Source organism: Heyndrickxia vini, from assembly GCF_016772275.1.
Taxonomy (GTDB): Bacteria; Bacillota; Bacilli; order Bacillales; family Bacillaceae_C; genus Heyndrickxia; species Heyndrickxia vini.
This window is the reverse complement of the sequence record NZ_CP065425.1, coordinates 2,517,997-2,542,349: the sequence shown is the minus strand read 5'-3', so window position 1 is coordinate 2,542,349 and position 24,353 is coordinate 2,517,997. Positions and strand designations below refer to the sequence as shown.

Sequence of the window (24,353 nt, the reverse complement as noted above, 5' to 3'; positions counted from 1 at the left end):
AAGTGAATATAGGAGTATTACAAATGTCAGCTCAACTCCCGGTTCAACAAAAATTAGGACAAATTGGTCAAATTCAACAGCCAAAAGGATTCAAGAATGCATTTGATATGATTGCGAATTCACAAAATGGAATGACAGCGGATAGCGAACAAAATTTATTAGAGGCTTTAAATGAAATCCTGAAAGTATTAAAAAATGGATTCATGGAAGATGAAAATAGTGCGGGATTATTAATTAATGAGACAAAACCGACTGAGGATCAAATTAGTGATGTAATAGGTTTGAAAAAAGATGAATGGAAAGACCAATTAACAGCAATCATTGATGAACTTCTTTCACTAATGAAAAATAATCCAATACAATCAAACCAATTATTGTCAGTGAAAAAATCAATGCAAGACGGTGAGTACATAAAAGGTGCAGCGGATTTATTAACCGTTCTTTCAAGCTTGCCGAAGGAGACTTTAAAACATTTGAATCCGGATTTGTTGCATGTTGCTGCCAAAACAGGTGCAGTGATTGAAGGTTTGGCGAAACAAATGGATCTTTCTAAAAGTGATATAAAAAACGTATCGGTTCTCAAAGAATCAATGCAAACAGTCATTTCCAAATTAGAAACAATTCTTGCGAAAGACAGCAATGATAATAAAAACTCTATTTTACAGAATACCTTTCAACGGGTACTTGTCGATAAACAAGAAGCTATTAAAAATAACACCAATGGTAGTTCAAGTAGTAGTCAAACTGAAATACATGAGCAACCAGTATCAAATCCCGTTGCAATGCAGCACATGTCAAAAATAGAGCAATTTACGATTCATGTAAATAAAGAAACTAAACCTGTTGATTATCAGCAATTTATAAAAGATTTTTCTAATATCATTGGGAAATCACAATTACTTAAAGGTGATGGCACAAACAAGCTGTTAATTAAATTATATCCCGAGCATCTCGGTTCATTGAGAATTGAGATTTTACAGGATAAAGGAATGTTAACGGCAAAAATGTTTGCCTCAACTGGTTCTGCTAAGGAATTACTTGATTCTCAACTACATCAATTAAAAACTGCTTTCACACAACAGAATATTCAAGTAGACAAAATTGATGTTATATATGGAGAGGCGGAAGCACAAAGATTTGATCGTGGCGGCAATGAATCTGGAAAACAAGCATTCGAGCAGGAGCAAGCCAAACAAACTAATGAACTGGAAGATGAAAATAACATACATTTTTCAGACCTTTTACAAGAAAGTTTACTAGAAGAGAAAATATAGGTGATGATATGGCAAACACAATAGATCCAAATCTTATGTACTCTAGTACACAAAATACAAAAAGAAAAACAGGTTCGGACATTTTAGGAAAAGATGACTTTTTAAAAATATTAATGGTGCAATTACAAAATCAAGATCCATTAAACCCAATGCAAGATAAAGATTTTATTGCACAAATGGCCACTTTTTCATCATTAGAGCAAATGACTAATATGAGTAAGTCAATGGAAACATTTGTGGAGATGCAACAGCAGAACCAATTAATTACTTATACACAATTCGTTGGCAAAGAAATTACATGGCACAAAATAGTGGAAGATAAAAATTCCGAAGATGGAACGAAGATTTTACAAGGGAAAGGAATTATTAAAGGTGTTCGTTTTGTTGAAAATTCAGTCAAGTTTATATTGGACGATGGAACTGAATTAGATCCCGCTAATATTTCCCAAGTAAATACACAAAGTAAAGAAAATTCATTAATACAAGCAAGTTATTTAATCGGAAAATCTGTCACTTGGCTTGACGATGACGGAAAAGAACAAAAAGCAAAGGTTAAATCTGTTTCAGCAAAAGACGGAAATACGTGGCTTGTTTTAGATAATGACAAAAAGATAAAAGCGGAGCAATTAACACAAATTGAAAATTAAGGATGTGGTTTAGTGGATAGACCAATATTTAGTCAAGTTCCATTACAACCAATTACGTCTAAGCAAACAATCCCTAGTTCAATACGAAGGTCAAATCAAGTACAAGCACCCTTTTCAGAGCATTTAAATCATGCTTTATCGCAACAATCAACAAAATTGACGATAAGTAAACATGCGAGTGAAAGGTTAATGCAAAGAGGTATTCATATTGACAAAGGACAATGGGATAAAATTGGTCAAAGAGTTTCCGAAGCAAAAAATAAAGGGATAAGCGAATCGCTTGTCATTGTAAAAAATGCTGCATTAATTGTCAGTGCAAAAAATGAAACGGTTATCACTGCAATGAATTTACAAGAAGCAAGTGAACAAATATTCACTAATATAAACGGTGCAATCATCGTAAATTAATTTAATCGACTGGACCGAAAAGGAAGTCGATAGCTGTTGACTGACAGATACAGCTAAACCATTTCGAGAGGGGAAAACAATATGTTACGTTCCATGTATTCAGGAATAAGTGGTATGAAAAATTTTCAAACGAAATTAGACGTAATTGGAAATAATATTGCAAACGTAAATACGTACGGATTTAAAAAAGGTCGTGTCACATTCAAAGACACAATGAACCAAACAGTCTCAGGTGCAAGTGGAGCAACTGCCGGAAAAGGCGGTAAAAACCCGATGCAAGTCGGCTTAGGATCAACCCTTGCTTCCATCGACATCGTTGACACTCAATCAAGTTTACAAACAACAGGTCGATCACTCGATTTAGCAATCGACGGAGACGGCTATTTTATCGTGAAAAATGGCAACTCAAACCTATATACTCGTGCCGGAAACTTCTATTTAGATAATACTGGTACTCTAGTAAATAGTGATGGATTGAAAGTTCAACAATTCGATAGTACAGGGAATTTGAAAGATATTGTCGTAGATGTGAATTCTATTTTTCCTTCACAACTGACTGACGACATAAAAGTAGTTGGTAACTTGCCTAAAAGTGTTAGCGGAACAACAGAACAAACTCAACAAATTGAAGTGGTTGATGGAAATGGTGTGAAACATGTACTAGAATTAAAAACTAGCTCAAGTGATGGAACGTCATGGAAATTTACGTTTGAGGATAAATCATTAGATGCACCACCGGCAAATACTCCTGATGCAAATAAAGTTTCTATTAATCTTACTTATGATGCAACTAATAATAAATGGACCCAAAATGGAACTAATATAAAACTAAAATTAAATGATGGCACTGGGAAATATACAGAAACAGGTAATATAAATTTAGATTTATCTAAACTTACCTATGGCGGAGAAAATCTAAACGCTGTGTTTACACCAAATGGACAAGAACAAGGTTCACTCGAAAGCTTTAATATCGGTTCGATGGGTGAGGTAAACGGTGTATACTCAAACGGAAAAGTTATTGAACTTGGTGTACTAGCACTTGCCAAATTCAGCAACCCAGCCGGGCTTCAAAAAGCCGGAAACAATACATTCCAAGCAACTGTTAACTCCGGTACAGCAAATTACGGTAACCCTGGTAATGGTCTCGGAACGCTTGCATCCGGTTCACTAGAAATGTCAAACGTTGACCTTTCAGAAGAATTTACTGAAATGATTGTAGCTCAACGTGGTTTCCAAGCAAATACCCGTATTATTACAACATCCGATGAAATTTTACAGGAATTAATAAATCTAAAACGATAATTAGGGAGGAACGGGACTAAGTTTCTTGACTTAGTCCCGATAAAAATATGATTAGCGTAACAAAATTAAAAGGCCAACGTTTTATGTTAAATGCCCTTTATATTGAAACAATTGAAGCTTTTCCTGATACGACCATTACATTATTAAATGGACATAAATACGTCGTTTTAGAAACGGTGGAGCAAATTCAAGAAAAAATCTATCAGTTCTACCGTTCCATTAATATTATCGGTACGTTAAATCAGGAGGTGATAGATGATGAAGAATAAAATGGTTGCCACAAGTATTACGATTATTTTAGGAATATTATTAGTCGGTGCAATTGCAATTATAATTATTAATAAAATGGATACAAAAAAAGAAACTGCCGAGCCTACTATTGAAGAAGTTGTAGAAAATTCTTTAGATGTACCTGAGATTACGACAAATTTAAAAGATAATCATTTTATTAAAATTGCCTTAAAAATAGAGACAAATAATAAAAAAGCAAAAGAAGAGTTAGAAAAACGTGATTTCCAAGTGAAGGATTCCGTTATTGAAGAACTTTCCGAAGTATCTTCTGATGATTTAAAAGGAAGAAAAGGCAAAGAAAATTTAACAAATACGTTAAAAACTAAAATTGATCACTATTTACAAAATGGTAATGTCGTAAAAATATATATAACCTCCTATGTAATACAATGAATAACCAATAACCAATAAGGGAGGTGTAAATGATGTCAGGTGAAGTATTATCACAAAGCGAAATTGATGCCCTGTTAAGTGCCTTGTCAACGGGGGAAATGAATGCTGAGGATATTAAAAAAGAGGAAGAAGCCAAGAAAGTAAAAGTATATGATTTTAAGAGGGCCTTGCGCTTTTCTAAAGATCAAATTAGAAGCTTAACAAGAATACATGAAAATTTTGCGAGATTATTAACGACTTATTTTTCAGCCCAACTGCGGACATTTGTTCAAATATCGGTAGCATCAACAGATCAGATTCCATTTGAAGAATTTGTTCGTTCAGTACCGAAAATGACAATATTAACTTCCTTTGATGTACCGCCATTAGATGGAAGAATCATAATGGAAATCAATCCTAATATCGCATACTCCATGTTAGACCTTGTTATGGGTGGAAAAGGGACCAGTGTCAATAAGGTTGATAATTTGACTGAAATTGAAAAGAAAATTATGTCGAACTTATTTGAACGTGGCTTTGAACATCTAACTGAAGCATGGGCGAATATTACTGAAATTGAGCCAATGTTAGTTGATTTTGAGGTAAACCCACAATTTTTACAAATGGTTTCTCCAAATGAAACAGTTGTCGTTATTTCTATGAATACTGTAATTGGGGAAACGAGTGGAATGATTAATCTTTGTATCCCACATGTCGTGTTGGAACCAATTATTCCTAATCTATCAGTCCACTATTGGATGCAAAATAATAGCTTGAAAGAAAAAGAACCTAAAGAAACAGAGATAATTGAAAAAAATATTAAACAAGCGGTTATTCCACTTGTGGCTGAATTGGGAACTACTGAGATTACAATTGAAGATTTTCTGAATTTAAATATAGGAGATGTTATTCAATTGGATCAAAATATTAATGACCCTGTAATTGTAAAAATGGAGGGAATTCCGAAATATAGTGCACAGACAGGAAAAAGAGGCAAAAAAATGGCCGTCCAAATATTACAGGATGTGAAAGGAGGAGAAGATGATGAATAACATGCTCTCACAAGATGAAATTGATGCTCTCTTACGTGGTACAGCGGATGATGGAGAGGAAAATACAGAAAAAGAAACAATAAATGTGGATGATTACTTAACATCTATGGAAAGAGATGCTCTTGGTGAGATAGGAAATATATCGTTTGGCAGTTCAGCTACAGCATTATCTACTCTATTATCACAAAAGGTGGAAATTACTACTCCCACAGTAACAATTGTTGAAAAATCAAAATTAAAAGATGAGTTTCCACATCCGTATATATCCATTCAAGTGAAATATACAGAAGGCTTTTCCGGAATCAATATGATGATCATCAAACAATCTGATGCCTCTGTGATTGCGGATTTAATGCTCGGAGGAACGGGACAATCTTCTGATACGATGGACGAGATTCATCTAAGTGCGGTGCAAGAAGCTATGAACCAAATGATGGGCTCAGCTGCTACATCGATGTCTACCGTATTCAACAAACGCGTGGACATTTCACCGCCAACAGTCGATATTTTAAATTTAAATGCTGGTGAAGGAACTGAAAATATTCCAAATCAAGATTTAATCATTAAAATTTCTTTCCGATTAAAGGTTGGAGAGCTAATCGATTCTTCAATCATGCAAGTCCTACCATTAGATTTTGGAAGAAGATTAGTAGACGATCTGTTTAATACAAGCGAAGCAAACGAAACAATTGAAACTCAAAATACACAGCAAGATCATGATATGATGGACCATCACGTATCTAGTCATACAAATGTAGATTCATATAATATGATGCAAACGGAACAACCACAGGCAACACAACCAGTAAGACAGCAACCATCTAACACTAACAGTGGAAATGCCGTACAACAAAATGTTCAACCAGCTGTTTTTTCCAGTTTTGATGATCAACAGCTTGCTGCACCTGAAACTAGAAATTTAAATATGCTGTTAGATATTCCACTTCAAGTAAGTGTGGAACTAGGAAAAACGAAAAGATCAGTTAAAGAGATTCTAGAGTTGGGCTCAGGGTCTATCATTGAATTAGACAAACTTGCTGGTGAACCAGTCGATATTTTAGTAAATAGGCAACTGATTGCACAAGGGGAAGTAGTCGTTATTGATGAAAACTTTGGTGTGAGAATTACAGATATAGTTAGTCAAAGAGAAAGAATTAAACAATTATAGGGTTTAAATCGGAGGTTAATAAAATGGGAAATAGAATACTAGTAGTAGATGATGCAGCATTCATGAGAATGATGATTAAAGATATTTTAACAAAAAATGGCTTCGATGTTGTTGCCGAGGCAGCTGATGGAGCACAAGCGGTTGAAAAATATAAAGAATTAAAACCGGATTTAGTAACGATGGATATTACGATGCCAGAAATGGATGGAATCACAGCATTGAAAGAAATTAAAGGAATAGATCCAAGTGCGAAAATAATTATGTGTTCAGCAATGGGGCAACAGGCAATGGTTATCGATGCTATTCAAGCTGGTGCGAAAGATTTTATCGTGAAACCTTTCCAGGCCGACCGTGTAATAGAGGCAATACAAAAAACACTGGCTTAATTGATAATAAGAGGGTGTAGGGAACGTGCGAAAAGCATTATTAAAACTATTGACACTCATTTTACTCATTACACCTCTGTATGGGCATCATATTATCGCCCATGCAGAGACCAATAATGGGAATGTTGAAGACTGGTTTAAGCAACATTCAAATGAATCAAAGAACGATACAAAAAAAGAAGCTGAAAATAATACAAAAAATGCGGATACGACTGCAAAAACAAATAATTCCATCATCACTGTTTGGGATGGCGTCAAAATGGTTTTTGCATTACTGTTTGTTATTGCCTTATTATACTTTTTACTAAAATTTATTAATAAAAAAAGTCGATCCTACCAACAGAATCGATTAATACAAAATTTTGGCGGAACTCCTTTAGGAGGAAACCGATCCTTACAAATTGTTAAAGCTGGAAATAGAATACTGATTTTGGGTGTCGGAGAAGATATCCATTTACTTAAGGAAATTGAAAATCAAAAAGAAGTTGAAGAGTTTATCCAATATTACGAGGATCAAGTTGAACAGTCCCTTGAACCGAGAGATATGATTACAAAATTAACGAATAAATACAAACAGAAAAAGTCGGATAATAATTCTTCCAAAACCTCTTCTTTTCAACATATATTAAAAAATCAATTGGAAACGATGAATAGAGAAAGAAGAAAAACGATGAACAAGTTAGACGTGAAGGAGCAAGAAACAGATGAATGATTTTATGCAGTTTTTTAATAATAGTTCACCTGACAATGTTTCAGCAGCGGTAAAGCTCCTTCTTTTGTTAACAGTATTATCTTTGGCTCCTAGTATTTTGATTTTAATGACTTCGTTTACTAGGATTGTGATTGTATTATCCTTTGTTCGAACATCATTAGCGACTCAGCAAATGCCGCCAAATCAAGTGATTGTAGGCTTGTCATTATTTCTTACATTTTTTATTATGGCACCCACATTTAGCGAGGTAAATAAACAAGCATTAACACCTTTATTTAATGATAAGATCACTTTAGAACAGGCTTATGATAAAGCATCCGTTCCGTTTAAAGAGTTTATGAGTAAATACACGAGACAAAAAGATTTAGAGCTTTTCCTTGACTATTCACATGCAGAACAACCAAAAAAAGTTGAAGATATTCCGATTACAGCTTTAGTTCCGGCGTTTGCATTAAGTGAAATTAAGACTGCATTTCAAATTGGTTTTATGATTTTTATTCCTTTCCTAGTAATCGATATGGTTGTAGCAAGTATTTTAATGTCCATGGGGATGATGATGTTACCCCCTGTGATGATTTCTCTGCCGTTTAAAATACTGTTATTTGTTTTAGTCGATGGATGGTATCTTGTAGTTAAATCGTTATTACAAAGCTTTTAAAGATAGGTGATTGAAAATGAATTCGGATATGGTCATATCCATTGCTGAGAAGGGGATATATGTTACTTTAATTGTTGCTGGGCCACTTTTGTTAGTTGCGTTAATCATTGGATTAATTGTTAGTATATTTCAAGCAACAACACAAATTCAAGAACAAACGCTCGCATTTATCCCGAAAATTGTGGCGGTATTAATTGGACTTGTTATTTTTGGTCCGTGGATGTTAAGTCATTTACTTTCCTATGCAACAGATATTTTCTCAAATTTAACGAGATATGTAGGTTAATAGAATGGATCAACTTATTCCATCTTTTACGGTCTTTTTACTGATTTTTGTCAGGATATCAGCCTTTTTTGTAACAATGCCCTTTTTTTCATACCGAACAATTCCAGCAGTCTATCGGATTGGATTCGCATTCTTTCTAGCATGGTTAATGTATTATACGATGGATGTTCATGGATTTGAAATAGATGGGAAATATATTCTTCTTATTATTAAAGAGGCAATGGTCGGGCTTTTTATTGGATTTATCGCGTACTTGATATTATCAGCCATTCAAATTGCCGGAGGATTTATTGATTTTCAAATGGGGTTTGCGATTGCCAACGTCATTGATCCGCAAACAGGAACTCAAAGTCCATTAATGGGTCAATATTTATATAGTTTTGCTTTATTATTGTTACTTTCGGTAAACGGTCATCATATTATCTTAGACGGAATTTTTTACAGTTATCAATTTATCCCTATTGATAAAGTATTATTCTCGTTCGGAGATGCAAGTGTGGTCGACTTTATAATGAAAACATTTAGTAAGATGTTTGTTATTGCTTTCCAAATGTCGATTCCTGTCGTAGCGACCATCTTTTTAGTTGACGTTGCATTAGGGATAGTTGCTAGAACCGTGCCACAACTCAACATATTTGTAGTAGGTTTCCCGGTAAAGATAGCTGTAAGTTTTATCGTTTTAGTTATCGTGATGGGCGTTATTTTTTCGGTATGCCAGCAATTATTTGCATCTATGTTTTATGCGATGAGAGATGTCATGAAATTAGTAGGTGGAACATAAATGAAATTGATTTCGCTTGACTTACAATTTTTTTCCGGTGAAAAAACAGAAAAAGCAACCCCAAAAAAACGACAGGATGCTAAGAAAAAGGGACAAACGGCTAAAAGTCAAGACATTAATACAGCGGTAGGACTTTTGGCAGTATTTTTATTTTTGTTATTTGGTTCATCATTTATTGGAAATCATATTTTAAATTTTTTCCGTTCTTCTTTTCAACATGTATTGTTAGCAGATTTAACTGAAAATAATTTTCGTGTGCTTGTTGTTGAAGTTTTAAAGGAAACGGCCATTATATTAGGTCCGATTCTACTTGTAGCTTTTATAGCAGCAATCGTTTCTAATTTTGCACAAATTGGATTATTATTTTCACCGGAAAGTATAACACCTAAATTAGAAAAGCTTGATCCAATTAAAGGTTTTAAACGAATCTTCTCAATGAGGGCAATCGTTGAATTGCTTAAGTCTATACTGAAAATTTTATTTGTCGGTGTGGTTACATTTATCGTTCTATGGACTCGGATTGATGAAGTATTAGGATTATCATATAAATCTGTTGGGGATGCCGTTAAGATAATTATCAACTTAGCATTACAAATGGGTTTAGCCGCATCCATTGCCCTTTTATTTTTGGCCGTTTTTGATTTTTTATATCAAAAATTTGATTTTGAAAAAAATATCCGAATGTCAAAACAAGATATAAAAGATGAATACAAAAATAGTGAAGGTGACCCATTAATTAAATCGAAAATAAAGCAAAGGCAAAGGGAAATGGCGATGCGAAGGATGATGCAAGAAGTACCAAAAGCGGATGTCATAATAACAAACCCAACCCATTTTGCGATTTGCTTAAAATATGATGAAGACAAGCAAGATGCACCATATGTGATTGCCAAAGGCGTGGATTTTGTTGCTGAAAAAATTAAAAAAATCGGGAAAGAACATGAAATCATTATGGTTGAAAACCGACCATTGGCAAGGGCTTTATATGATCAGACTGAAATTGGTGATGCCATTCCGGAAGAATTTTTTAAAGTCGTAGCTGAAATACTTGCATATGTTTATCGAATCAAAAATAAAATTTAGGTTTTCATTAGTTAGGAGAGAAAGAGTGTGTCAACAAGAGATTTGTCTGTTATATTAAGTGTCATTTTAATAGTGGCGATGTTGATCATACCATTTCCACCAGGACTATTAAGCTTTCTTATCATTATCAATATTTCTTTAGCATTATTAGTTTTATTAACATCAATGAATATGACCGAGCCTTTACAGTTTTCTGTTTTTCCATCACTTTTATTACTTTTGACTTTGTTTCGTCTGGGCTTAAACGTATCTACAACAAGATCAATCCTTTCTAAAGGTGAAGCAGGTGGTGTAGTAGAAACATTTGGAACGTTCGTTGTTGGCGGGAATGTCATCGTTGGACTTGTTGTCTTTCTCATCTTAATTATTATCCAATTTGTTGTTATTACAAAAGGATCTGAAAGGGTTTCAGAGGTAGCGGCACGTTTCACTCTTGATGCAATGCCAGGGAAACAAATGAGTATTGATGCTGACTTAAATGCCGGTATGATTTCAGAACAAGAAGCACGGGAACGTAGGGAGAAAGTAAGTAGGGAATCGGATTTTTACGGTGCTATGGATGGTGCGAGTAAATTCGTAAAAGGTGATGCCATTGCTGGTATTATCATTGTACTTATCAATTTAATTTTTGGGATTATTATCGGAATGACCCAGCAAGGTTTACCTATTGCAGAAGCGGCTACAAGATATTCACTACTTACTGTCGGAGATGGTATTGTAAGTCAAGTACCTGCTCTACTAATATCGACAGCTACAGGAATTGTTGTTACGCGTGCAGCATCTGATGGGAATTTAGGGCAAGATATCATAACACAGCTTCTTGCTTTTCCGAAAATGTTATATGTTGCAGCAGGTACGATTTTTTTACTAGGTATTGCTACTCCAATTAATGACTTAGTAACGATTCCTATCTCAGCAGCTATTGCGCTCGGTGGATTTAGACTTTCGAAGGTACCAAAGATATCAGATGATAATATTCTTGAAATGGAAGAAGAAATACAATCTGAGGAACTAAAAAGTCCTGAAAGTGTTATTAATCTATTAAATATTGACCCAATTGAATTTGAATTTGGTTATGGCCTCATTCCGCTTGCGGATGCAAATCAAGGTGGAGATTTACTTGATCGAGTCGTCATGATTAGACGTCAATTGGCTTTAGAATTGGGAATTGTTATTCCAGTCGTGAGAATCCGTGACAATATTCAATTACAGCCCAATGAATATGTCCTAAAAATAAAGGGAAGTGAAATGGGACGAGGAGAATTACTGCTCGATCATTATTTGGCCATGAGCCCTGGTATTGGGGAAGATTCAATTGAAGGAATTGATACGATTGAACCATCTTTCGGCTTACCCGCTAAATGGATAACCGAAGATACGAAAGAAGAAGCAGAGATTTTAGGTTTTACAGTTGTGGATCCTCCTTCAGTTGTATCTACGCATATTACGGAGCTTTTACGAGCAAATGCTTATGAATTATTAGGTAGACAAGAAACGAAACAACTAATCGATCATATAAAAGAGACCTATCCGATTTTAGTTGAAGAAGTTACTCCAAATCCACTTTCTGTTGGTGATATACAAAAAGTTTTGGCTAAACTTCTTAAAGAAAATGTATCAATTCGAAATTTAACAATCATCTTTGAAACTTTAGCCGATTTCGGTAAAATGTCCTCTGATACTGATTTATTAACGGAATATGTGCGACAAAGCTTAGCTAGACAAATTACGAATCAATATATTGAGGACGGGAATAATTTAAAGGTTATTACTGTTTCAGGAAAAATTGAGAAAATGATTGCTGATGGGGTGCAACAAACAGAACATGGTAATTACTTATCAATAGATCCAAATGATTCACAAAGCATTTTAGAAGCAATAGCTGGACAGGTTGAACAATTGTCAGTAATCGGTCAATCACCAATTATATTATGTTCCCCTGCTGTAAGGATGTATGTTCGTCAAATGACGGAACGGTATTTTCCACGAGTTCCGATTCTTTCTTATAATGAATTGGAGGCAAATGTTGAAGTACAAAGTGTTGGGGTGGTGAATCTATCATGAAAGTGAAAAAGTTTGTAGCATCAAATATGTCAGAGGCGATGAAGCAGATTCGTCGTGAATTAGGTGACGAGGCAGTCATTCTTAATTCCAAAGTTACCTATACGGGTGGTTGGCTTGGTTTATTTAAGAAAAAAAAACTTGAAGTCATCGCTGCCTTAGATATGGACTCAAGACAAAATCATGCTATTCTGAAAGAAAAGCAGCAAAAACCACCAATTATTCCTGTACAACAACGAGTAAACATTGAGCAAAACAATAAAAATGACATTCATCATGAACTAACTGAAATTAAGAAAATGGTTCAGGAAATGACAGTGAATCAATTACTTGTACATTTGCCCGAGCCCATTCAAGTCATTTGTGGAAAGTTACACGAACAAGAAATAAATGATGATATTATCTCAGCTTTAAGCAACAAATTACTAAATCGTTATCGAAATAGTGACAATGAGCCTACGATGAATCAAGTAGTTGAATGGGCAAAAGAATTTTTTATTTCGAGTATGTCTACTTTTGAACATGGCGGAATATCTCCACAGAAAAAGTTCATTAATTTAGTCGGTCCTACAGGTGTTGGGAAAACAACTACTTTAGCAAAAATTGCTGCGGGGGAAGTACTTGAAAAAAGGAAGAAAATTGCCTTTATTACAACAGATACTTATAGAATTGCCGCTATCGAACAGTTGAAAACATATGCTAATCTACTAAATGTACCAGTAGAGGTTGTTTATAAATTGGAGGATTTTCAAAAGGCGATCATAAAATATGCTGAATATGATCATATATTTATCGATACTGCCGGCCGCAATTACAGGGAAATGAAGTATATTACGGAATTAGAAAACCTCATCGATTTTAGTCAAAGTATGGAAACATTTTTGACTTTATCGACGACAATGAAAGAAAAAGATATTCAAATGATAATAAAAAACTTTGAATCTCTAAGTATTAACAAATTCATTTTCACTAAATTGGATGAAACCTCAACTTATGGAACAATTTTTAATTTGATTTTAAAAAATGAAAAAGGTGTGGCATACCTTACAAATGGTCAAGATGTTCCGGACGATTTGGAAGAATGCACACGAGACCTATTGGTTAATCATTTATTTGAAGGTATGAAATTATGAGTGATCAAGCAGAAAAGTTACGAAAAAAGCTCAAAACTATTGAATCTACCCCTGCTAAAACCATTGCTGTTGTTAGCGGAAAAGGCGGTGTAGGTAAATCCAATATTACCGTTAACACTGCCTTTTCTTTAGTACAAAAAGGATATAAGGTGCTAATTTTTGATTTTGATATAGGAATGGGGAACATCAATGTATTGTTAGGTACAGATACGAAATATACCATTTCTGACTATATTGAAAAAAACATACCATTTAATGAAATTATTTTTCCGGGACCAAACAATATTTCCTATATCTCAGCTGGAAATGGATTTTCTGAGGTACTGGAATTAGATAATATTTTTGTTCAAAGATTGTTGGAAGAATTAGAAGAGTTACAATATCAATATGATTTTATCCTATTCGATATGGGGGCAGGAGCGACAAATGCAAATCTACAAATATTATTTTCAGTAGATGATATTTTTGTTGTAACAACCCCTGAACCTACTTCAATTACAGATGCATATTCAATGATGAAATACATCGTATTAAAAAGTAAAGAAAATAACCTTTTTCTAATTTGTAATAGAAGCGAAAGGGAAAAAGAAGGTATTCTTACTTTAAACCGTCTACAAACCGTTATGAAGAATTTTATGAATAAAGATATCTACAGTCTTGGAATATTACCAGAAGATTCGCATGTGAGAAAAGCTGTCATTCGTCAAGTGCCTTTTTACACAGAATTTCCTAGTTCATCCGTTTCGGTAAAACTTGAGAAAATCGTACAAAATTACTTAGGTAAAAAACAATATGCGATATCATCAACCCAATCGAATCCATTTATCCGTAAACTACGGAGCTTCTTTGAAAGGTAGGGCTGATCATGAAACGTATAAAGGTCTTAGTTGTTGATGATTCTGCATTTATGAGGAAATTAATCGTCAATTTTTTAGAAGAAGATCCTCAAATAGAGGTCATAGGGATTGCTAGAAATGGAAAAGATGCCATTGAAAAAACAAAACTATTAAACCCAGATGTTATTACAATGGACATTGAAATGCCAATATTGAATGGGCTGGAAGCTTTAGCAATATTAATGGATGAATTTCCTAAACCTGTGATTATGCTATCAAGCACAACAAAAGCTGGCGCAGAAAATACAATTATTGCAATGCAAAACGGCGCCATTGATTTTATTGCTAAGCCATCAGGGGCCATATCCCTTGATTTAGGAAAAATTAAAACACAATTAATTAATAAGGTGAAGAATGCTGGACAAGTAAATATGCTGAACGTGAGAAGAGCGTTAAATACGAAACAGGAAAACGTGCAGGAAAAAAAGGAACCGGTTAGTAAAGTTAATTGGAAGCACGGGAATAGAAAAAAAATCATTTGCATCGGTTCTTCAACTGGCGGACCAAAGGCATTACAAGAAGTGCTAACAGCATTGCCAAAAACAATTAAAGCGCCGATTTTAATCGTCCAGCATATGCCAGCAGGATTTACAAAATCGTTAGCTAATCGTTTAGATACATTAAGTGAAATTACTGTAAAAGAGGCAGAGGATGGAGAAATTGTTAAAGATGGTGTCGCCTATATTGCACCTGGGGATTATCATCTCGTTTTAAAATGTGTTGGTAATGAACTTACAATAAGTTTGAACCATTCTCCACCGATTAAAGGTCATCGACCATCCGTTGATATGATGTTCGAATCGATAAGCCATTGTAGTGAGTATGATAAGATTGCTGTCATATTAACAGGTATGGGAGCAGACGGTTCAAAAGGGTTAATGGAACTAAAGTCTAATGGGAATGTCAAAGCCATTGCAGAATCGGAGAACAGCTGTATCGTTTTTGGAATGCCAAAATCTGCAATTGCAACTAATCTTGTAGATGAAATTGCTAATCTTAATCACATTGCAACAACAATTATGAAATATATGGTATAGAAGGGCGTGGGGTTTTATGGAAATGGGTCAATATTTAGAGATTTTTATTGAAGAAAGTAAAGAACATTTACAATCTTGTAATGAGCAATTATTACTTTTAGAAAAGAATCCAGAAGATCTTTCAATTGTAAATGAAATTTTCAGATCTGCGCATACATTGAAAGGTATGTCTGCGACAATGGGGTATGAAGATCTAGCAAACCTTACCCATAAGATGGAAAATGTTTTAGATGCAATCCGGAATGAAAAGATTCATGTGACTGCAGAAATTCTCGATGTTGTATTTTTAGCTGTTGACGATCTTGAATTTATGGTTGAATCCATTGCTTCAGGCGGAGATGGAAAAAAAGATGTATCCCTAGTAATCGAGAAATTGCATATGATTGAAACTGGTGAGTCGGCAGCAATTCAAACGGCACAAAACGAAATTGCCGCTACAGTAGTAGAAGAGATCAAGTCTGAATTAAAAAATCATTATGACCAATATGAACAAACGATTATCCAACAATCATTAGATCAAGGGTTTCATTGCTATGAACTTTCGATTTCGTTGAGAAGTGATTGTTTATTAAAAGCCGCTCGGGTATTTATGACATTTGAAGTGTTAGAAAAATGTGGCGAGGTTATTAAGTCAAATCCAACGGTAGAACAATTGGAAGCAGAACAATTTGATAATGAATTTTTTATTACATTAATAACAAATGATTTAGCTGAAGAAATAAAAAAGAAAGTAATGAAAGTATCTGAGATTGAAAAGGTAGACATTCATGAAATCACCCATTTTAATCAATTTCAAGAAGAAGGATCAGATGATAAAGAAATAATATCAGAAGAAACACCATCCACTCAAAATAGTGAAAAACAAGCTGATAGATCGGAAAAAGAAAAGAAAAGTACTCAACCGAAGGGGAATCCTGCTAGTCAAAGTAAAACCATTCGTGTGAATATTGAAAGACTTGATATTTTAATGAATTTATTCGAAGAACTAGTGATTGATCGTGGAAGATTAGAACAAATTTCAAAAGAACTTCATCACTCTGAACTAGATGAAACCGTGGAAAGAATGACAAGAATCTCTAGTGATCTCCAAAATATCATTTTAAATATGCGGATGGTCCCTGTCGAAACTGTATTTAACCGTTTTCCTAGAATGGTAAGGCAGTTGGCTAGAGACTTACATAAAAATATTAATCTAGAGGTAATTGGAGCAGAAACCGAGCTTGATCGTACAGTTATTGATGAGATTGGGGATCCCCTAGTCCATTTGCTACGTAATGCGATTGACCATGGAATTGAAACACCTGAGAAAAGAAGAAGTCAAGGCAAACCAGAAGAAGGAACGATCAAGCTCAAAGCGTATCATAGCGGGAACCATGTATTTATTGAAATCGAAGATGATGGTGCTGGAATAAATCGTGAAAAAGTGTTAAGTAAAGCCTTGTCTAAAGGGATAGTAAGTGAAGAAGAAGCTAGCAGTTTATCGGATAAGCAGGTATTTGAATTAATTCTGGCATCTGGATTCTCAACAGCTGATACAATTTCCGATATTTCCGGAAGAGGGGTTGGTTTAGATGTTGTTAAAGCAACCATTGAATCTTTAGGTGGTATCATTAATATTGAATCAACAGAAGGTCAAGGTTCAGTCTTTATTATTCAGCTGCCATTAACATTATCTATTATTTCAGCAATGTTAGTAGAACTAGGTGAAGAAAAATATGCAGTCCCTCTATCATCTATTATCGAAACAGCTATCATTAAGCAAAGTGATATTTTAAATGCACATAACCAAAGAGTAATCGATTTTAGAGGAAATATCGTACCCCTTGTATTTTTAAATGAGGTATTTAGTGTACCAGCGGAAATTGAAGATAATGAGTATTTGTCAGTCGTTATTGTGAGAAAAGGCAGTAAAATGGCTGCATTGGTCGTTGATTCATTTATCGGACAACAAGAAATTGTTTTAAAATCACTAGGAAACTATTTAACAAATGTTTTTGCAATATCAGGAGCAACGATTCTTGGCGATGGACAAGTTGCATTAATCATTGATTGTAACGCATTGATAAAGTGATTGGAGTGGGGAAATTGACAGAATCAGTAGCTACAGAAAATGTAAAATTAATTGTATTTCAGTTATTAGATAAAGAATATGCTATTCCTGTTGAGCAAGTTCGTGCAATTGAAAAAGTACAACATATAACGAGAGTCCCTCGTACGGAGAGTTTTGTTAAAGGTGTCATAAATTTACGCGGTGTCGTATTGCCAATTATCGATTTGCAAAAAAGGTTAGGAATAGGAAAAATTTTATCCAATGAAAGTACGAGAATTATCATTGTAGTAGTAGATAATATGGAAGTTGGTTTATTAGTAGATGCAGCCAATGATGTTTTGGATATTTCGAAAGACATTATTGAACCTCATCCTGAAGTAGTTGACACGATCAAAGCGGAATATATATCTGGAGTTGCGAAAATAGATAAACGATTACTATTATTAATAAACCTAGAAAAAGTACTAAGTCCACTCAAATAGGAGTTTTCATATATGGAAAAGGATCGATTTACAAATATACATCTCGATATATTAAAAGAAATTGGTAATATTGGTGCTGGTCATGCAGCGACTGCATTATCAACCCTTTTAAACAAAAAAATTGATATGAAAATTCCAAATGTGAGAATAGTCCCTTTCAATGAAATCATGGAGCTAGCAGGTGGGTCGGAAAATGTGGTTGTTAGTGTTTTCTTAAGAATTGAAGGAGATGCTAGTGGTAACATGTTTTTCATTCTTCCTATAGAGCAAGGGGAACGTTTTATTAGGAAAATGATTGGTGATTCAACGTTTACATTTGCTAGTCCTATTTCAGAAATGGGGGTATCTGCTGCACAGGAATTGGGGAATATTTTAGCGGGTTCCTATTTAACGGCGTTATCAGATTTTACCCAATTAGATTTATTACCTTCGGTCCCTGCACTTAGTGTCGATATGTTCGGAGCAATTATTAGCTATGGGTTATTAGAGGTTTCACAAATAAGTGATCGTGCAATTGTAATAGATACGGCACTTTATGAAGCAGACACTTTATCGGCTGTAAATGGACACTTTTTTCTACTCCCAAATCCAGAATCATTTCAAATCATTTTCAAATCGTTGGGAGTGGAATGAATGGAGACAGTTATTAAAGTTGGGATTGCAGATATGAATATAGTTTCAGCACCAAATACAATTCGTACAACTGGATTAGGCTCATGTGTAGGGGTAATTGTATATGATTCATCTCAACCTTTGGCTGGTTTAGCACATATTATGTTACCGGATTCAAGTATAGCGAAAAATTCGCAACCAATAAATAAAAGTAAGTTTGCGGATACCGCTATTATAGAATTGAAATCTAGGCTCATTCACGCTGGAAGTAATCCAAGAAAATTAAAAGCAAAAATTGCTGGGGGAGCCGAAATGTTTTCCTTTTCATCAGCTAATGAAATGATGCGAATTGGACCGAGAAATGTTGAAGCAGTTAAGTCAGCTTTACAAAACGAAAATATCCAGCTAGTAGCAGAAGATACAGGTGGAAAAAGCGGTAGGACAATCGAATTTAATCCGGAATCATTTATTTTGCAAATACGGACGGTTAATAAAGGAATTACAGAACTATAAGGAAACTAACTACGAGGAGGGGCAACTATGGCATATTCGGAAACGAAAGAAGAGAAAAAATATTGGGATTTATGGCTAAGTTCTCGTGATACGCAGGCTGGAGATGTTTTAGTAAAAAAATATTTACCGCTTGTATATTATCATGTACATAGGATTGCAGTAGGACTTCCTCGCAATGTTTCAAAGGATGATCTAAAAAGTCTTGGTATGTTAGGATTACTTGATGCATTAAATAAATTTGATCTATCCCGAGATTTGAAATTTGATACATATGCATCGTTTAGAATTCGGGGTGCTATCCTTGATGGACTAAGGAAAGAAGACTGGCTGCCAAGAGGCACAAGGGAAAAGGCAAAAAAAATTGAATCGACCATTGAACAATTAGAACAGCAACATATGAGAACCGTTTCTGCCGAAGAAATTGCTGACCACTTAGGGATAAATGAAGAGGAAGTGTACCAAACTGTCAATGAGCATTTTTTTGCAAATATTCTCTCCATCGATGAACATGTATTTGAAATGGATGACAGCGATGCAAGTAGTTATATTATTAAGGATGAAAATACTCCAAGTCCCGACGATTATTTAGTGAAAAAGGAACAAATTAAAGAATTAACCAAGGTCATTACCCAACTATCTGAAAAAGAACAATTGGTGTTAAGTTTGTTTTATCGTGAAGAATTGACTTTAACTGAAATAGGGGAAATTATGAACCTTTCGACATCGAGAATCTCACAAATCCATTCTAAAGCAATATTTAAACTTAAGAAAATTTTAGAAAAAAATTAGTGAACCATTCTCGTGGAGGTAATAAAACTATGGAGTTAAAATCAATTGAAATGCAAATTGCCTTGCCGAAAAGTATTGATGTAAGCAAACAAACTCAAGAATTACAAAAAGATGGGCAAATGCTTAATGAAAATGCCATGATTCAAGTCGAGAAGGAATTACAAAAAAAACGGCAAAATGTAATCAGAAGCGAACAAAAAGATGGAAGTCACATTAAAAAGGATTCAAAAGATAATTCATTTCAACACGAACTGAAAAAACATAAAAATGGGAAGTCAATTGAACAAAATCACCCATTTAAAGGGAAAAACGTCGATTATAGTGGGTAGGGAATTATTATGACAATTTTTATTTTATTACTATCAATTATATTAAATATTATTACTATATTTGCCGTTATCATTCTATTTTCAAGACAAAATCGTTTATTGACGATGGACCATTCCCAAAAGCAAGTCATGAAAGAGATGGAAGATATCTTTACAGCCCATATTGAGGAATTGAAAGAAGAAAATGAGCAATTTATAAGTAAATTCAAAAGTGTTCAGATAAAACAGAAAAAGGACGGGGCAATAGAGAAAACGACTAATAACCATCAAACAATTGATAAACGGACGAATGAAGTAAACGAAGTAATTTCGAATAATTATAATCGTATGTATGCGGCTAAGTCATATCAAAACACAGCGGGGACGAATACTAATTTAATAAAAAATGAGCAAGATGTAACAAATTCAGAAACATTAATTGATAAAATTATATCATTGCAAAAAACAGGATTAACAAATGATGAAATAGCAAAAAAGCTTAATAAAGGAAAAACAGAAATCGACTTAATGGTAAAATTTCAACAAAAATAGCTTGATATGCTTGATTGAAAATATTTTTTATGCTATATTATTTCATGGTGTTAATACACACGCTTCTGGATTTAAATAAAGGGTGCTATCTAAATGGATAGTCTTTATATAAAGATGAATGAAGCGGAGGAAATCAAAACCATTAGGAGGAAATAACATGTCAGTAATTTCTATGAAGCAATTGCTTGAAGCTGGTGTACACTTTGGTCACCAAACACGCCGTTGGAACCCAAAAATGAAAAAATATATTTTCACAGAGCGTAACGGCATCTATATTATCGATCTTCAAAAAACAGTTAAAAAAGTTGAAGAAGCATACAACTTTGTAAGAGAACTTGCAGCAAACGGAGGAAACATTCTTTTCGTTGGTACAAAAAAGCAAGCTCAAGAATCTGTTAAAGAAGAAGCAGAACGCGTAGGTATGTATTTTGTGAATCACCGTTGGTTAGGTGGTACATTAACAAACTTTGAAACAATTCAAAAACGTATTGAACGTTTAAAAGCAATCGAAAAAATGGAAGAAGACGGTACTTTTGAAGTTCTTCCGAAAAAAGAAGTTGTTCAGCTTAAAAAAGAACATGAACGCTTAGTTAAATTCCTTGGTGGAATTAAAGATATGAAAAAGTTACCAGATGCATTATTCATCATCGATCCTCGTAAAGAGCGTATCGCTGTTGCAGAAGCTCGTAAATTAAATATTCCTATCGTTGGTATCGTTGATACAAACTGTGATCCAGATGAAATCGACTATGTAATTCCAGCGAATGATGATGCGATTCGTGCAGTTAAACTATTAACTGGTAAAATTGCTGATGCAATCATCGAAGTTAAACAAGGTGAAGAAGAAGAAGTAACTGCAACTGTTGCAGCTGAATAATTATAAATTTTGTTCGTATTGTTAAAAATGTATGTGAAAAGGTGATAAGAAGGCTTCATCCTTATCACCTTTTTTTAAGAGATAATCCGTATACACTAATAATGAATCTACATATAATAAGGAGGAACATCCGATGGCAGTTACTGCACAAATGGTTAAAGAACTTCGTGAAAAAACAGGTGCTGGAATGATGGATTGTAAAAAGGCACTTACAGAAACAGATGGAGATATGGAAAAAGCAATTGATTTCCTTCGTGAAAAAGGAATTGCAAAAGCAGCTAAAAAAGCTGACCGTATTGCTGCGGAAGGTACAACTTATATTTCCGTTGAAGGCAATGAAGGGGTTATTTTAGAAGTTAACTCTGAAACAGACTTTGTTGCAAAAAATGAAGGCTTCCAAAATCTTGTTAAAGAATTAGCTGCACATTTATTAAACAAAAAACCAGCAACTGTTGAAGAAGCATTAGAACAACAAATGGATAATGGTGCGACTGTTAGTGAAACAATTAATGCTGCAATTGCTAAAATTGGTGAAAAAATCACTTTACGTCGTTTTACAGTATTAACAAAACCGGAAAATGCAGCATTTGGTGAGTACCTACACATGGGTGGCCGTATTGGTGTATTGACTGTGTTAGAAGGAACAACTGATCAATCAGTTGCTAAAGATGTTGCCATGCATGCTGCTGCATTAAATCCTAAATACATTTCTCGTGATCAAGTATCTGCACAAGAAGTTGAGCATGAGCGTGAAATTTTAACGCAACAAGCATTAAATGAAGGCAAGCCAGAAAACATTGTGGCTAAAATGGTAGAAGGACGTTTAAGCAAATACTTTGAAGAAATTTGTATTATTGATCAAGCATTTGTTAAAAATCCTGATCAAAAAGTTGGTCAATTTGTTAAATCACATGGTGCGACAATTACTAACTTAGTTCGTTATGAAGTTGGTGAAGGGATCGAGAAACGTCAAGATAACTTTGCTGAAGAAGTAATGAGCCAAGTTAAGAAGTAATAATATCAATGGATAGGGGACACGATGTGTTCCCTATTTTTAAAGACATTTAAAATATAGTAATATAGAATACATACTCAAAAAAAATTGGAGGTTCACAATGAGCACCCCAAAATATAAACGTGTCGTTTTAAAACTTAGTGGTGAAGCATTAGCAGGTGAACAAGGTTTTGGAATTAATCCCACTGTAATTAAATCCGTAGCGGAACAAGTGAAAGAGCTAGCTGAATTAGGAGTTGAAGTCGCTGTTGTTGTTGGCGGTGGAAACATTTGGCGAGGCAAAATCGGGAGTGAAATGGGGATGGACAGAGCAACTGCCGATTATATGGGTATGTTAGCTACTGTAATGAACTCTTTAGCACTTCAAGATAGTTTAGAACAAAATGGAATAGAAACAAGAGTACAGACGTCTATAGATATGCGTCAAGTGGCAGAACCATATATTCGTAGACGTGCAATAAGACATCTTGAAAAAAAACGTGTCGTAATTTTTGCTGCCGGCACTGGAAATCCTTATTTTTCAACAGATACGACAGCTGCATTGCGAGCTGCTGAAATTGAAGCTGAAGTTATCCTAATGGCAAAAAACAATGTAGATGGCGTATACTCTGCAGATCCAAAACTAGATGAAAATGCTGTGAAATATGAAGAATTAACTTATCTAGATGTGATCAAAAACGGTTTAGCTGTTATGGATTCAACTGCATCATCTTTATGTATGGACAATGATATTCCATTAATTGTTTTTTCGATTATGGAAAAAGGAAATATTAAACGTGTTATAATGGGAGAAAATATTGGTACAATTGTTAGGGGGAAAGCTTAATGCCAAAACAAGTCATAGCAAATACTAAAGACAAAATGTCTAAGGCAATATCAGCATATACTCGTGAATTAAGTTCAATTAGAGCGGGTAGAGCAAGTGCTTCTTTATTGGATAGAATCGTAGTCGACTATTACGGTGCACCTACACCAGTGAATCAACTTGCATCCGTATCTGTTCCTGAAGCTAGATTATTAGTTATTCAGCCATATGATAAATCAATTGTTTCAGAAGTTGAAAAAGCCATCTTAAAATCGGATTTAGGACTAACTCCAAGTAATGATGGAACATTAATTCGTCTAGCTGTTCCAGCATTAACTGAAGAACGTCGTAAAGAATTAGTAAAGCATGTAAAAAAAGAAGCTGAAGCAGCAAAAGTTGGAATTCGAAATATTCGTCGTGATGCCAATGATGATTTAAAGAAATTAGAAAAAAACGGTGAAATTTCGGAAGATGATTTACGTGGCTACTCAGATGATGTTCAAAAAATTACCGATGAGCATATTAATAAAATCGACCAAATTACTAAAACGAAAGAACAAGATATATTAGAAGTGTAATACAAAGGAACTCTCGAATTTCGAGAGTTTTTTTCTTGTCGGGGCGGAGTATAGGATATGCGCTTATCTAGTTTATTAAATCTAAATAATTACAGTGAAAAACTTCTCAAATATAATTATATTATCTATAATAGAAATCACATTCAATACATAATTTATAGTAAATAAAGATATTCCTGCGTTTTTTTGATATTATATAATATGGTACAGATTATTTGGTGC

Annotated in this window: 29 protein-coding genes; all 29 read left to right on the top strand. The window is 34.3% G+C overall.

Annotation, left to right across the window (positions count from 1 at the left end):
* The first annotated feature begins 2 nt into the window (after positions 1–2).
* Entirely contained in the window at positions 3–1,274 is a 1,272-nt protein-coding gene (locus tag I5776_RS12700; protein ID WP_202776775.1) for a flagellar hook-length control protein FliK, read from the top strand.
* An 8-nt stretch (positions 1,275–1,282) separates the two neighbouring features.
* Complete coding sequence (gene flgD, locus I5776_RS12695) at positions 1,283–1,921, top strand: flagellar hook assembly protein FlgD (RefSeq protein ID WP_202776774.1); 639 nt, start codon at positions 1,283–1,285, stop codon at positions 1,919–1,921.
* 12 nt (positions 1,922–1,933) lie between these two features.
* Positions 1,934–2,329: a TIGR02530 family flagellar biosynthesis protein gene (locus tag I5776_RS12690; protein WP_246483782.1), complete on the top strand. Its 396-nt coding sequence runs from the start codon at positions 1,934–1,936 to the stop codon at positions 2,327–2,329.
* 81 nt (positions 2,330–2,410) lie between these two features.
* Positions 2,411–3,634: a flagellar hook protein FlgE gene (locus tag I5776_RS12685; RefSeq protein ID WP_202776773.1), complete on the top strand. Its 1,224-nt coding sequence runs from the start codon at positions 2,411–2,413 to the stop codon at positions 3,632–3,634.
* 47 nt (positions 3,635–3,681) lie between these two features.
* Positions 3,682–3,903: a flagellar FlbD family protein gene (locus I5776_RS12680; RefSeq protein ID WP_202776772.1), complete on the top strand. Its 222-nt coding sequence runs from the start codon at positions 3,682–3,684 to the stop codon at positions 3,901–3,903.
* Entirely contained in the window at positions 3,890–4,318 is a 429-nt protein-coding gene (fliL, locus tag I5776_RS12675) for a flagellar basal body-associated protein FliL (protein WP_343066387.1), read from the top strand. Before I5776_RS12680 ends, fliL begins: the two co-directional genes overlap by 14 nt.
* Before the next feature lie 32 nt (positions 4,319–4,350).
* A complete protein-coding gene (gene fliM, locus I5776_RS12670) occupies positions 4,351–5,349 on the top strand; it encodes a flagellar motor switch protein FliM (RefSeq protein WP_202776771.1) in 999 nt (332 codons plus the stop codon).
* Positions 5,339–6,517, top strand: a complete 1,179-nt coding sequence (fliY, locus tag I5776_RS12665; RefSeq protein WP_202776770.1) for a flagellar motor switch phosphatase FliY — start codon at positions 5,339–5,341, stop codon at positions 6,515–6,517. The genes fliM and fliY overlap by 11 nt, the downstream gene beginning before the upstream one ends.
* A gap of 23 nt (positions 6,518–6,540) precedes the next feature.
* Positions 6,541–6,903 carry a chemotaxis protein CheY gene (gene cheY, locus I5776_RS12660; protein ID WP_202776769.1) on the top strand — a complete coding sequence of 121 codons (363 nt, stop codon included), beginning with the start codon at positions 6,541–6,543 and terminating at the stop codon, positions 6,901–6,903.
* A 25-nt stretch (positions 6,904–6,928) separates the two neighbouring features.
* A complete protein-coding gene (locus tag I5776_RS12655; RefSeq protein ID WP_202776768.1) occupies positions 6,929–7,615 on the top strand; it encodes a flagellar biosynthetic protein FliO in 687 nt (228 codons plus the stop codon).
* A complete protein-coding gene (gene fliP / locus I5776_RS12650) occupies positions 7,608–8,273 on the top strand; it encodes a flagellar type III secretion system pore protein FliP (RefSeq protein ID WP_202776767.1) in 666 nt (221 codons plus the stop codon). Before I5776_RS12655 ends, fliP begins: the two co-directional genes overlap by 8 nt.
* Positions 8,274–8,289: 16 nt before the next feature.
* A complete protein-coding gene (gene fliQ, locus I5776_RS12645) occupies positions 8,290–8,559 on the top strand; it encodes a flagellar biosynthesis protein FliQ (RefSeq protein ID WP_202776766.1) in 270 nt (89 codons plus the stop codon).
* Between the two features lie 4 nt (positions 8,560–8,563).
* The gene (gene fliR, locus I5776_RS12640) at positions 8,564–9,340 is read left to right on the top strand and encodes a flagellar biosynthetic protein FliR (RefSeq protein WP_202776765.1); all 777 of its coding nucleotides are present in this window, start codon (positions 8,564–8,566) and stop codon (positions 9,338–9,340) included.
* The gene (gene flhB, locus I5776_RS12635) at positions 9,341–10,423 is read left to right on the top strand and encodes a flagellar biosynthesis protein FlhB (protein ID WP_202776764.1); all 1,083 of its coding nucleotides are present in this window, start codon (positions 9,341–9,343) and stop codon (positions 10,421–10,423) included.
* Between the two features lie 27 nt (positions 10,424–10,450).
* Positions 10,451–12,487, top strand: coding sequence for a flagellar biosynthesis protein FlhA (gene flhA, locus I5776_RS12630; RefSeq protein ID WP_202776763.1), 2,037 nt, complete (start codon positions 10,451–10,453; stop codon positions 12,485–12,487).
* A complete protein-coding gene (flhF, locus tag I5776_RS12625) occupies positions 12,484–13,617 on the top strand; it encodes a flagellar biosynthesis GTPase FlhF (protein WP_202776762.1) in 1,134 nt (377 codons plus the stop codon). Before flhA ends, flhF begins: the two co-directional genes overlap by 4 nt.
* The gene (locus I5776_RS12620) at positions 13,614–14,474 is read left to right on the top strand and encodes a MinD/ParA family protein (protein ID WP_202776761.1); all 861 of its coding nucleotides are present in this window, start codon (positions 13,614–13,616) and stop codon (positions 14,472–14,474) included. Before flhF ends, I5776_RS12620 begins: the two co-directional genes overlap by 4 nt.
* An 8-nt stretch (positions 14,475–14,482) precedes the next feature.
* Positions 14,483–15,550: a protein-glutamate methylesterase/protein-glutamine glutaminase gene (locus I5776_RS12615; protein WP_202776760.1), complete on the top strand. Its 1,068-nt coding sequence runs from the start codon at positions 14,483–14,485 to the stop codon at positions 15,548–15,550.
* Between the two features lie 16 nt (positions 15,551–15,566).
* Entirely contained in the window at positions 15,567–17,621 is a 2,055-nt protein-coding gene (locus tag I5776_RS12610) for a chemotaxis protein CheA (RefSeq protein WP_202776759.1), read from the top strand.
* A gap of 14 nt (positions 17,622–17,635) precedes the next feature.
* Positions 17,636–18,082: a chemotaxis protein CheW gene (locus tag I5776_RS12605; RefSeq protein WP_202776758.1), complete on the top strand. Its 447-nt coding sequence runs from the start codon at positions 17,636–17,638 to the stop codon at positions 18,080–18,082.
* Between the two features lie 12 nt (positions 18,083–18,094).
* The gene (locus tag I5776_RS12600) at positions 18,095–18,715 is read left to right on the top strand and encodes a chemotaxis protein CheC (protein WP_202776757.1); all 621 of its coding nucleotides are present in this window, start codon (positions 18,095–18,097) and stop codon (positions 18,713–18,715) included.
* Positions 18,716–19,207, top strand: coding sequence for a chemotaxis protein CheD (locus I5776_RS12595; protein WP_202776756.1), 492 nt, complete (start codon positions 18,716–18,718; stop codon positions 19,205–19,207).
* A 27-nt stretch (positions 19,208–19,234) separates the two neighbouring features.
* Positions 19,235–19,996: a FliA/WhiG family RNA polymerase sigma factor gene (locus I5776_RS12590; RefSeq protein WP_202776755.1), complete on the top strand. Its 762-nt coding sequence runs from the start codon at positions 19,235–19,237 to the stop codon at positions 19,994–19,996.
* A 29-nt stretch (positions 19,997–20,025) separates the two neighbouring features.
* Positions 20,026–20,325 (top strand): hypothetical protein, encoded by a 300-nt coding sequence (locus I5776_RS12585; RefSeq protein WP_202776754.1) that lies wholly within the window; start codon positions 20,026–20,028, stop codon positions 20,323–20,325.
* 9 nt (positions 20,326–20,334) lie between these two features.
* A complete protein-coding gene (locus tag I5776_RS12580; protein WP_202776753.1) occupies positions 20,335–20,856 on the top strand; it encodes a hypothetical protein in 522 nt (173 codons plus the stop codon).
* A gap of 157 nt (positions 20,857–21,013) precedes the next feature.
* Entirely contained in the window at positions 21,014–21,733 is a 720-nt protein-coding gene (gene rpsB / locus I5776_RS12575; protein WP_202776752.1) for a 30S ribosomal protein S2, read from the top strand.
* Positions 21,734–21,866: 133 nt separating this feature from the next.
* Positions 21,867–22,748: a translation elongation factor Ts gene (gene tsf / locus I5776_RS12570; RefSeq protein WP_202776751.1), complete on the top strand. Its 882-nt coding sequence runs from the start codon at positions 21,867–21,869 to the stop codon at positions 22,746–22,748.
* A gap of 100 nt (positions 22,749–22,848) precedes the next feature.
* Complete coding sequence (gene pyrH / locus I5776_RS12565) at positions 22,849–23,574, top strand: UMP kinase (RefSeq protein ID WP_202776750.1); 726 nt, start codon at positions 22,849–22,851, stop codon at positions 23,572–23,574.
* On the top strand, positions 23,574–24,131 hold the full coding sequence (gene frr / locus I5776_RS12560) for a ribosome recycling factor (RefSeq protein ID WP_202776749.1): 558 nt from the start codon (positions 23,574–23,576) through the stop codon (positions 24,129–24,131). Before pyrH ends, frr begins: the two co-directional genes overlap by 1 nt.
* Positions 24,132–24,353: the final 222 nt, after the last annotated feature.

Coding starts and splice junctions, on each gene's coding strand:
- flgD (WP_202776774.1), top strand. CDS start 1,283: ATGGCAAACACAATAGATCCAAATCTTATGTACTCTAGTACACAAAAT.
- I5776_RS12685 (WP_202776773.1), top strand. CDS start 2,411: ATGTTACGTTCCATGTATTCAGGAATAAGTGGTATGAAAAATTTTCAA.
- I5776_RS12680 (WP_202776772.1), top strand. CDS start 3,682: ATGATTAGCGTAACAAAATTAAAAGGCCAACGTTTTATGTTAAATGCC.
- fliL (WP_343066387.1), top strand. CDS start 3,890: ATGATGAAGAATAAAATGGTTGCCACAAGTATTACGATTATTTTAGGA.
- fliM (WP_202776771.1), top strand. CDS start 4,351: ATGTCAGGTGAAGTATTATCACAAAGCGAAATTGATGCCCTGTTAAGT.
- fliY (WP_202776770.1), top strand. CDS start 5,339: ATGATGAATAACATGCTCTCACAAGATGAAATTGATGCTCTCTTACGT.
- cheY (WP_202776769.1), top strand. CDS start 6,541: ATGGGAAATAGAATACTAGTAGTAGATGATGCAGCATTCATGAGAATG.
- fliP (WP_202776767.1), top strand. CDS start 7,608: ATGAATGATTTTATGCAGTTTTTTAATAATAGTTCACCTGACAATGTT.
- fliQ (WP_202776766.1), top strand. CDS start 8,290: ATGAATTCGGATATGGTCATATCCATTGCTGAGAAGGGGATATATGTT.
- fliR (WP_202776765.1), top strand. CDS start 8,564: ATGGATCAACTTATTCCATCTTTTACGGTCTTTTTACTGATTTTTGTC.
- flhB (WP_202776764.1), top strand. CDS start 9,341: ATGAAATTGATTTCGCTTGACTTACAATTTTTTTCCGGTGAAAAAACA.
- flhF (WP_202776762.1), top strand. CDS start 12,484: ATGAAAGTGAAAAAGTTTGTAGCATCAAATATGTCAGAGGCGATGAAG.
- I5776_RS12620 (WP_202776761.1), top strand. CDS start 13,614: ATGAGTGATCAAGCAGAAAAGTTACGAAAAAAGCTCAAAACTATTGAA.
- I5776_RS12615 (WP_202776760.1), top strand. CDS start 14,483: ATGAAACGTATAAAGGTCTTAGTTGTTGATGATTCTGCATTTATGAGG.
- I5776_RS12610 (WP_202776759.1), top strand. CDS start 15,567: ATGGAAATGGGTCAATATTTAGAGATTTTTATTGAAGAAAGTAAAGAA.
- I5776_RS12600 (WP_202776757.1), top strand. CDS start 18,095: ATGGAAAAGGATCGATTTACAAATATACATCTCGATATATTAAAAGAA.
- I5776_RS12595 (WP_202776756.1), top strand. CDS start 18,716: ATGGAGACAGTTATTAAAGTTGGGATTGCAGATATGAATATAGTTTCA.
- I5776_RS12590 (WP_202776755.1), top strand. CDS start 19,235: ATGGCATATTCGGAAACGAAAGAAGAGAAAAAATATTGGGATTTATGG.
- I5776_RS12585 (WP_202776754.1), top strand. CDS start 20,026: ATGGAGTTAAAATCAATTGAAATGCAAATTGCCTTGCCGAAAAGTATT.
- I5776_RS12580 (WP_202776753.1), top strand. CDS start 20,335: ATGACAATTTTTATTTTATTACTATCAATTATATTAAATATTATTACT.
- rpsB (WP_202776752.1), top strand. CDS start 21,014: ATGTCAGTAATTTCTATGAAGCAATTGCTTGAAGCTGGTGTACACTTT.
- tsf (WP_202776751.1), top strand. CDS start 21,867: ATGGCAGTTACTGCACAAATGGTTAAAGAACTTCGTGAAAAAACAGGT.
- pyrH (WP_202776750.1), top strand. CDS start 22,849: ATGAGCACCCCAAAATATAAACGTGTCGTTTTAAAACTTAGTGGTGAA.
- frr (WP_202776749.1), top strand. CDS start 23,574: ATGCCAAAACAAGTCATAGCAAATACTAAAGACAAAATGTCTAAGGCA.